This window comes from Novosphingobium sp. B-7 (assembly GCF_000410615.1).
In the GTDB taxonomy this organism is placed as follows: Bacteria; Pseudomonadota; Alphaproteobacteria; order Sphingomonadales; family Sphingomonadaceae; genus Novosphingobium; species Novosphingobium capsulatum.
Genome location: NZ_KE148518.1, coordinates 1 through 1,373, shown reverse-complemented (window position 1 = coordinate 1,373; position 1,373 = coordinate 1). Strand labels below are relative to the sequence as shown.

The 1,373-nt window shown below is 70.1% G+C and carries 1 protein-coding gene; it reads right to left on the bottom strand.

The features are described 5' to 3' along the window. The coding region (locus H926_RS35350) for a DUF3857 domain-containing transglutaminase family protein (protein WP_371256334.1) at positions 1-1,373 on the bottom strand (1,373 nt) is incomplete at both ends.

The window sequence follows — 1,373 nt, the reverse complement described above, 5'->3', positions numbered from 1 at the left end:
CCAGGCCGGCATTTTTCACCCGCCAGCGCGCCGCCGTATCGCCGCGCGCGCGCATTTCCGCCCGCGCCGGGGCGGGCACCTCCACCCCGGCCGAGGCATCGAGCGCAAGGCTGGTCACCACCTGCGGCGCGCTGGGCGCGGGCGGCACCATCGCCACCAAGCCGCTGCCTTGCGCCGTGGTGGGCAGGCCACTGGTGTAATTCGGCACTTCCAGCCGGTCGAGCCGGCTATCGCCCTGGCGCGTGCCGTCCAGCCAATAGCTGCGCCCGCCGATCTGCGCCTCGACCAGCACGTGATCGAACAGGTTCATCGCCGGCAGCCGCGCGGCCACGGCATCGCCGCTGTCGGTATCGACAAAGACCGGCCGTGCCGCGATGCCCAGTCCCTTGAGCAGTGCCACCAGCAGTGCGGTCTTGCCCTTGCAATCGCCAAAGCGGCGCTGCCACGTCAGGTCTGCCGGGGCGGGCACGAAACCGCCATCGTTCATGCCGATGAACAGATAGCGCACCTGTTCCTGCACCAGGGCCAGGGCCAGTTCGGCGCGGCGCACCGGATCGGCGCTGGCGGCGGCAATGCGCGCGATCTCGGCCTTGAGCGGGCTATCGGGTTTGAGCGTTTCGGCGGTTTCGAACAGGGCGTGGCCGGTGCGCGAGACGCTGGGCCAATCGGCAAATTCGGTCAGCTCCACCAGGTTGACCAGACCAAAGCGCGCGGGCGCGCCGCTGGGCGCCCGCTCGGTGGAAAAGTCGCTGCGTTCGGCCAGCAGTTCCATCGTGTCGCCCTGCCGCGTCAGCTTGGGCTGCACCACGCCGGGCCAGGCGCGCCATTGCACCGCGCGGCCCACCGGCCAGGTCATCCTCAGGCGATAGTGGCCCAGCGGGAAACCGTCTGCCGGGCCCATCACCAGTTCGGCGCGGCCGCCGATCGCTGGATCGCGGCGCGTGCGGGTATAGGCAACATCGATCACGTCGCCCACGCGCAGGTCATCGGGCTGGAGCGTGGCGGTCAGCTTGCCATCGAGCATCGCGTCTTCGAGGTTCTTTTCGCGGCGCACCACGGAAAGGGCGCTGCCATCGCCCAGCAGGTCGATCACGCTATCGCCGCGCAGGATGCGATAGCGGTGCAGCGTCAGCGTTTCGAGGCTGGGGTCCCAGCTCAATTGCAGGGCGGCATCGTCCAACCCCTGGGTGGTGGCAATGCGAAAGCGGTTGGCGCGATAGACGCTGCTGCCGCCATCGATCAGGCGCGCCTGCTCATCGATCAGCAGGTCGATCGTGGCGGCGCCCTGGGCGCCAGCGCCGGTGGGCGTGATCGCGGCGCCGGGCGGCAAGACCCACGGTTCGGGCGGGGCAATGGCCGGGCGGGCCAGCGCC